At 73.1% G+C, this 7,593-nt stretch carries 6 protein-coding genes; all 6 read right to left on the bottom strand.

What is annotated here, in order from left to right; genetic code table 11:
* Positions 1–124 precede the first annotated feature (124 nt).
* The 6 genes from ISP_RS36245 to ISP_RS36220 are packed head-to-tail and all read right to left on the bottom strand — an operon-like array spanning position 125 to position 7,563.
* Complete coding sequence (locus ISP_RS36245) at positions 125–3,217, bottom strand: arabinosyltransferase domain-containing protein (protein WP_071831681.1); 3,093 nt, start codon at positions 3,215–3,217, stop codon at positions 125–127.
* Between the two features lie 18 nt (positions 3,218–3,235).
* Positions 3,236–3,895, bottom strand: a complete 660-nt coding sequence (gene bluB / locus ISP_RS36240) for a 5,6-dimethylbenzimidazole synthase (RefSeq protein ID WP_013228822.1) — start codon at positions 3,893–3,895, stop codon at positions 3,236–3,238.
* Positions 3,892–4,611 carry a cobalt-precorrin-6A reductase gene (locus ISP_RS36235; protein WP_013228821.1) on the bottom strand — a complete coding sequence of 240 codons (720 nt, stop codon included), beginning with the start codon at positions 4,609–4,611 and terminating at the stop codon, positions 3,892–3,894. Before ISP_RS36235 ends, bluB begins: the two co-directional genes overlap by 4 nt.
* The gene (locus ISP_RS36230) at positions 4,608–5,624 is read right to left on the bottom strand and encodes a Gfo/Idh/MocA family protein (protein ID WP_013228820.1); all 1,017 of its coding nucleotides are present in this window, start codon (positions 5,622–5,624) and stop codon (positions 4,608–4,610) included. The genes ISP_RS36235 and ISP_RS36230 overlap by 4 nt, the downstream gene beginning before the upstream one ends.
* Positions 5,621–6,382 (bottom strand): precorrin-4 C(11)-methyltransferase, encoded by a 762-nt coding sequence (cobM, locus tag ISP_RS36225; protein WP_013228819.1) that lies wholly within the window; start codon positions 6,380–6,382, stop codon positions 5,621–5,623. Before cobM ends, ISP_RS36230 begins: the two co-directional genes overlap by 4 nt.
* Complete coding sequence (locus ISP_RS36220) at positions 6,379–7,563, bottom strand: bifunctional cobalt-precorrin-7 (C(5))-methyltransferase/cobalt-precorrin-6B (C(15))-methyltransferase (RefSeq protein ID WP_013228818.1); 1,185 nt, start codon at positions 7,561–7,563, stop codon at positions 6,379–6,381. The genes cobM and ISP_RS36220 overlap by 4 nt, the downstream gene beginning before the upstream one ends.
* Positions 7,564–7,593 lie beyond the last annotated feature (30 nt).

Below are 7,593 nucleotides of genomic sequence, written 5' to 3'. Positions count from 1 at the left end.
GGGGGTCCCCCCGCCACTCCCCCCCCCCCGGCTCGGCGTCGCCCCCCCCCCTTTTCCCGGGGCGCCGCGGGGTGGGGGGGGGGGGGGGGGGGGGGGTCACCCCCCCCCCCCCCCCCACGACGAATCAGCGCGTCGGGTCCTTGCCATTCGGCTGCCGCGGCCCCGGCCCCGGTGACCACCACCCCGGCACCGTCTTCTCCCCGTGCACCACCGTCGGTGCGATGCCCTCGGTGAACGGCTCGATCTGCAGCAGCTGGCCCCACGACTGGCTCGGCTGGCCGATCAGGTAGCTCGGCACCTCCGGCTCCTCGGCCAGCTCCTCCAGCCAGCCGATCGGCCCGCCGTTCGTCGACGACGCCCATTGGGCCTCGTCGGCCAGGCCGCCCGCCGTGATGCGGTAGTCCGGGACCTGCGAGATGCCGTCGTGGGACGTCACCGGCTGGACGCACGGGTACACGAACGACGCCGGCCAGTCCACGTACACCGGCTTCGAGCCGATGCGGTCCGTCAGCGTCGTGAACGTCGGGACGCGCGGGGCCGAGGCCGCGATCCAGCCGTCCTCGGTCAGGTCGTTGTCGACGATGTTGATGCGGACCGCGTTCGTCTCCGGCGGCAGGTCGCGCAGGTTGATGCGGGTGTCGTTCCAGCCGTTGGTGCCCGCGCCGGGCGGGAGCATGAACTGGCTGCGCAGGACCTTCACGCCGTCCGGGGTGCTGACGCCGTAGTCGAGGCTGACCGACGTCGGACGGCGGGCCGCCCCCGCCGTCGCCACCACGATCTGGCCGTCGCCCGGCTTCTCCGTCAGCGCGTACCAGTCGCTGCGCAGCCGCCCGGCGCGCGTCTCCGGGTCGAGGTAGCTCGACCACATCGGCACCTTGTCCGGCGTGAACCCGTGTGGGGGCTCGGCCAGCGGGTCCTTGTCGTCGACCGGACGGGTGTGGAAGCCGGTCTGGACGCGGCCGTTGTCCTGGTCGGGGTTCGGCAGCGGGGAGTCCGTCTCCTTGGGCTTCTCCGCGACGGTGCGCTGCTCGGCCTGCGCGTGCAGGATGCTCGTCGCCGCGTCGCGCTCGACCATCACGTGGTCGGAGAGGTTGCAGCTCTTGCCGAACAGGTGCCCGACGTCGGCCGCGCCCAGGCTGTAGCTGCCGGACTGGTTGTGGATCGCCCACGCCATCGTGACGAACTCGCCCGCCGCGACCAGGCCGCAGACCACCACGAGCGACAGCGACCCGAGCCGCAGCGCGCGCAGCCGGCCTTCCTGGGGCTGGTCCGGCACGCCCGGCCGGTGCGCGCGGACGTTCTCGACGAACGCGTAGATCCCGGCGATGGCGGCCGCGGCCAGCAGGATCGTCGACAGCGGGATGCCGCCGATCGACGGTGCCACGTTCGTCCACTGGACGCCGAGGCGGGAGACGAACCAGTAGGTGTTGGGCCCGGTCGCGGCGAGCGCGGCGACCACCAGCAGCGCCGCGAGGAAGGCGGCGCGGTTGCGTTTCGACCGCAGCACCGTCGAACTGGTCGCGAGCGCGGCCAGCGCCGCCATCGACGCGCCCACCGCGGCGAACGCGCCGAAGTGGTGCGTCCACTTCGTCGGCGTCAGGGCCAGCAGCAGGAAGAACACCGCCGTCGTGCCGATCAGGCGGCGGGCGGGGCCGAGCGACGCGCCGGGGATCCGGCCGCGCCGCAGCAGCATGACCAGGCAGGTGGCGGTGCACAGCACGACCAGCAGCACCGGGAACCGGCGCGGTGCCGAGCCGTCCGGCAGGTCGGCGAACAGCAGCTGGTAGCGCGCGAGCTCCTGGAACCACGAGAGGTTCGGCCCCACCTGAGTGCGGATCCGGGTCGCCTCCTGGACGGTCGCGAACGTCTGGTCGGCGAACACCACGACCAGCACGAGCAGCCCGGCCGCGGCGATCGGCGCGAGCACCGGGATCCAGCCGTTTTCGTTCGCGCGCTGGCGGATCAGCTTGAACAGCGGGCGCGCGGCGACCAGGAACGGCGCCACCGCGATCAGCCCGGTCGGCGTCGCGGCCAGGGTGAACCCGGCCGCGGTCAGGCCGAGGCACAGGGGCAGCAGCCGCCGCGTCACCAGCGCGCGCTCCACCGCGCAGATCGCCAGCAGCGAGCCGAGCGCGGCCACCGGTTCCGGGCGGACACCGTTGTTGTAGGGCATCCACCAGATCAGGAACACCGTCGCGGCGGCCCAGCTGGCCGGGCGGCTGGTGCGGAGCTGGGTGCCCAGCCGCGGCATCACCTCGCGGCTGATCAGCAGCCAGCTGAGCACGCCGAGCAGGAACGACGGCAGCCGGATCCACGGCGGCACGACGCTGACGTGCGCCATCAGCTCGAAGACGTGGTAGAACCAGCCGAACGGCGCCTCGGCGACCCCGAACCAGCGGTGGTAGTTCGTGAGGAACCCGGTCTGCTCGGTGACCCGGGCCATCGTGAGGATGTAGCCGTCGTCCGAGGTCACCGGCCCGATGAAGACCCACGCACCGAGCGCGGCGATCACCGTCACGTCCCGTGCCGTCAGCCGCCACCAGCCGACCGGCGCCCAGCGCGGGGCGCGACGCGCGAAGCCGGAGTCGCGGCGCCAGACCGCGACCATGCAGCCGATCAGGGACAGCACCGCGAGCACGCCCACGATGATCTTCAGCGCCGTCGGCGACGTCTGGTAGCGCGTGTCCGGCACGACCGACACGCGCAGCCCGGCGATCGGGTCCTTGCTCGAGTTGATCGAGGAGTAGATGCCGACGACGCGGGGACGGACGTCGCCGCCCGCGTGGAAGATCGGTGTCCCGGCGACGGCGAGCGTCATCTGCGTCGCGTCGACGTCCAGTTCGACGTCGCACTTTTCGGCGGGCAGCGGCTGCTGGGCGATCTGCTGGCCTTGGCTCGAGGCGAGCAGCACGCCGTTGTCGACGCGCAGCTGCAGGCCGACGCCGTTGCCGGCCTTCGGGTCGGTGCGGCCGTCCGGCACGGTGGCGAAGAGCAGGCCGGGCCCGCTGGTGCGGGCGTCGACCGAGCGGATGGCCGCGCACGGCAGCTCGGCACGCAGGTCCTGGGCCCAGTACCCGGTCAAGGGCGCGTTGACGGAGCGGGTGTCGCTGCCGGTCGGCCAGACGACCTCCGCCGTGTCCTGCACCACCGGCAGGAAGGGGAAAGCCAGCGCGCACAAGGCCGAGAGCAGCCCAAGCGCTACGGCAATCAGACGCATCGGCGCAACGCTAACGGGTCAGAAGCGGGCGGCTGACGCAGCCCCCGGGTCACGCGGGGTGAATCGCCCGTGGTGTATCGCTTCGGCCAGGGGACGGCGGCTGCGCCACCCGTGGCGCTCCAGGTCGGGCACCGTCTCCAGCTTGCTCACCGGTCCCACGCAGAGCCACGCGACCGGCCGGATGCCGTCCGGGATGCCGAGCAGCTCGCTCAGGAACGGCTCGCGGTAGAAGCTGACCCAGCCGGTGCCCAGGCCCTCCGCGGTCGCGGCGAGCCAGAGGTTCTGGATCGCGAGGCACACCGAGTACAGGCCGGCGTCGGCGATGGCGTGCCGGCCGAGCACGTCGGGCGCGCCGCGCGCCGGGTCGTAGGTGACGACGATGCCCAGGCTCGCCTCGAGGATGCCCTCGATCTTGATGTTCGCGAAGGTGCTCGCCCGGTCTTCGCCGAGCTGCCCGGCGAAGACCTCCCGCTCCTCGTGGACGTGCTTGGCGAACTTCTCGCGCGTCGCGTGGTCCTCGACCAGCACGAAGTCCCACGGCTGGGTGAGCCCGACGCTCGGCGCGGCGTGCGCGGCCTCGAGGATCCGCGTCAGCGTGGCTTCGGGGATCGGCGCGCCGGTGAACTCGCCGCGGACGTCCCGCCGCTTGCGCAGGACTTCGTAGAACTCTTCGATCATCGGTGCAGGACCCATTCGACGGCTTCGGGGACGGTTTCGGCGGTCTCGGTCACCGGCCGCGGCGGGCGCCGGACCACCAGGACGGGCTTCCCGAGCTCCCGCGCCGCGGTCAGCTTCGCACTGGTCTGCGCGCCGCCGGAGTCCTTGGTGACCAGGACGTCGACGCGCCCGAGTAGAGCGCGCTCGGCGGCCACCTCGTACGGCCCGCGCGCGAGGAGGAGGTCGTGGTGCCGCGGCAGCGGCGGCTCGGGCGGGTCGACGCAGCGGATCAGGAACCACAGGTCGTCGAGGTGCGCGAAGGCCGGGAGGCCCTGGCGGCCACTGGTGAGGAAGACGCGTTCGCCCAGCTCCGGCAGCCGGCGGGCGGCGTCGGCGAGGTCGTCGGCCCAGTGCCAGACGTCCCCGGGGCCCGGCCGCCAGCCGGGCCGCGCGAGCCGGAGGAGGGGGGTTTCCGCCAGTTCGGCCGCCTTCGCCGCGTTCGCGCCGATGCGCTCGGCGAACGGATGCGTGGCGTCCACGACGGCTTCGATCCGGTTTTCGCGCAGGTACCGCGCGAGGCCTTCCGGACCGCCGAAGCCGCCGACGCGTACTTCGCCGGCGGGAAGCCTCGGCCGCGCGACGCGTCCGGCCAGCGAAGAGACAACGCGAACTTCGCGTGCGGTGAGCGTTTCGGCGAGCTGCCGGGCTTCGCCGGTTCCGCCGAGAATGAGGATCACGAGGAACGCCCGTAGCCGACGGCCTCGCGCCAGCGGTCCAGCGTACGCAGGTTGGCGAGGGTCTCCGCCCAGGTCAGCTCGGGCGCCTGCCGGTCTTCGACGTGCGCGGCGACGTGGTCCGCTTCGCGCGCGAAGACGCCCTGCGTGGCCTCGACGTCGATGACCTCCGGCTCGCCGCCGGCCGGCGTCAGGATGATCTGCGAGACGCCGGGCTTGCGCAGCGGGTGGATCCACGCGGGCCGCGGGATGTGGATCTGCCCCTCCGAGCCGAAGACGCGGATGCCGTCCTCGCGGGTCAGCCGGATCCCGCACGAAATCGTCGCGAGGATGTCCCCGGGCAGGCGCAGCAGGCCCGTCGCCCATTCGTCGACGCCGGTGGCGGACAGGTGCGCCATTCCGCTGACCTCGGACGGTTCGACGACCTCCTGCCCGGTCGCCGCCTGCGCGACCAGCCGGGCCAGCGACGTGCAATAGCAGCCGACGTCGAGGATCCCGCCGCCGCCGAGTGCCGGGTCGCCGAGCCGGGCGGTCTCCTCCGGGTTGCTGTCGAAGGAGAAGGTGGTGTCCACCGCGCGGACCTCGCCGATGGCGCCGGAGGAGATCAGCTCGGCCAGCCGCCGCGTCTGCGGGTGCAGCCGGTACATGAACGCCTCCATCAGGAACACGTCGTTCGCACGGGCGGCCGCGATCACCTCCTCGGCCTCGGCCGCGGTGATCGTCAGCGGCTTCTCGCACAGCACGTGCTTGCCCGCCTCGGCGGCGGCGATGGCCCACTGCTTGTGCAGCGCGTGCGGCGTCGAGACGTACACGGCGTCGACGTCCGGGTCGGCGAGGAGCTCTTCGTAGCTGCCGTAGGCCTTCGGGATGTCGAAGCGTGTGGCGAACTCCCGCGCGCGCCCGGCGTCTCGCGCCGCGACGGCGCCGAGGACGCCGTGTTTGCTTTCGTCGACGCCCGCGGCGAAGTGGGCGGCGATCGTCCCGGCGGCCAGCAGGCCCCAGCGCAGTTCCGTCACAACGACTCCGGTTGGTTCGCCCGGTCACGGGCACTCGAGTAGAGGAAGCTGTCGGGGAAGTCGGTGGCGGCGAGCACCCGCCCGACGAAGATGGTGGCCGCGCGCGTCATCCCGGCTTCGCGGACCAGCGCGGGCAGCTCGCCGAGCACCCCGCGCACGACGGTTTCCCCGGGCTGGCTCGCCAGCGCGACGACGGCGACGGGGCAATCTTCGCCGTAGTGCGGTGTCAGCTCCTCGGCCACCCGCTCGACGTGGTTGACGGCGAGGTGCAGCGCGAGGGTGGCCCCGGTCGCGGCGAAGGCGGCGAGGGTCTCCCCGGGCGGCATCTTGGTCGAGCGCGCCTGAACCCGGGTGATCACCAGGCTCTGCCCGATTTCGGGCACGGTGAGCTCCCGCTTCAGCACGGCGGCCGAAGCGGCGAAGGCGGGCACGCCGGGGACGACGGCGTAGGGAACCCCCGCCGCGTCGAGCCGCCGCACCTGCTCGGCGACGGCGCTGTAGAGCGACGGATCCCCCGAGCACAGCCGCGCGACCTCGTGCCCGGCACGGTGCGCTTCGACCAGCTTCGCGACGATCTGCTCGAGGCTGAGGTTCGCCGTGTCGACGAGCTCGGCCCCGGGCGGGCAGTAGGCGAGCAGGTCGGGCGGCGTCATGCTGCCGGGGTAGAGGCAGACACCGCAGCGGGCGAGCAGGTCCCGGCCGCGGACGGTGATGAGGTCGGCGGCCCCGGGGCCGGCACCGATGAAGTGCACGGTCATCGGTTGCTCCACTGCGTCACGACCCGGGCCGGCGTCCAGCCCGTGAAGCCGCCCAGCGGGGCCGCCTTCTCCACACCGATCCGCAGCAGCTCCCCTCCGTGTTCCTCGTACGCGCGCGCCAGGACCTGCTCGGCCTCCAGCGTCACCCCGTGCGCCACCACTCGTGCGCCCGTGGCCACGCACGACTCCAGTACGCCCGGCGCCGTCACGCCGCCTCCGATGAAGACCGCGTCCGGTGCGGGCAGCGCGCTCAGCGCCTCCGGTGCTTCCCCCGCCACCACCTCCAGTTCCGGTACTCCCAGGTCCAATGCGTTCCGGGCGATCCGCTCGGCTCGCTCCGCCGAGCGCTCGATCGCGACCGCGCGGTTCAGCCCGTGCAGCCGTGACCACTCGATGCCGACGCTGCCCGCGCCCGCGCCGACGTCCCACAACAGCTCGCCGGGACTCGGCGCGAGGCGGGCCAGCGCCGACACTCGCAGGTCGCGCTTGGTCAACTGCCCGTCGTGGGCGTACACGTCGTCCGGGATGCCGATCAGCGGCAACGCCGGACCCGCGCACGCCAGCGCGAACACCGTCAGCGGTCCGGGATCGCCGGCCCAGCCGTCGGAGATGCGCTCGTCGGGCCCGCCCAGGTTCTCCAACGCGATCAGTTCGCTCTCGCCATAACCCCGCACGGTGAGCAGGGAGCGCAAAGCGGGCGCGTCGGCACCCAGGACGAGCACTCGCCGGCGCGGCGCCAGTACCCGGGCGACGCGGGCCGACGACCGGCCGACGATGGTGACCACCTCGGTCTCCTCGGCGGACCAGCCCAGCCGTGCCCGGGCCAGTGTCACCGAGGAGAGCGCGGGTAGCGCCTCGACCTCGTATCCATGGGCCACCAGTGTGGCACCCACCCCCGACAAAAACGGATCGCCGCTGGCCAGGACGCAGATCCGGGCGCCTTCGTGCTCCGCGATGACCGCGTCCAGCCCCGGCAGCAACGGCGTCGGCCACGCCTGCGCCGGGACCTCCTCGGGCAGGTAGGCCAGCTGCCGGGGCGCACCCAGCACGACGTCGGCGGCGAGCACCGCGGCCCGCGCCGGTTCCGACAGGCCGGGCCAGCCGTCGGCCCCGATCCCGACCACGGTCAGGCGGTTCGCGGAGCCCGCCTCCGCGGTGGATCGACGTGATGTTTCGCGCACGATTTCCCACCCTAAGCGAGGCGGGCGCTG

This window comes from Amycolatopsis mediterranei (assembly GCF_026017845.1).
GTDB classification, from domain to species: Bacteria; Actinomycetota; Actinomycetes; order Mycobacteriales; family Pseudonocardiaceae; genus Amycolatopsis; species Amycolatopsis mediterranei.
Note: the sequence above shows the minus strand (reverse complement) of the source record. Positions and strands in the feature narration are given on the sequence as shown.

Excerpts from the sequence above, each read along its gene's own strand:
- ISP_RS36245 (WP_071831681.1), bottom strand. The coding sequence starts at position 3,217 with ATGCGTCTGATTGCCGTAGCGCTTGGGCTGCTCTCGGCCTTGTGCGCG.
- bluB (WP_013228822.1), bottom strand. The coding sequence starts at position 3,895 with ATGATCGAAGAGTTCTACGAAGTCCTGCGCAAGCGGCGGGACGTCCGC.
- cobM (WP_013228819.1), bottom strand. The coding sequence starts at position 6,382 with ATGACCGTGCACTTCATCGGTGCCGGCCCCGGGGCCGCCGACCTCATC.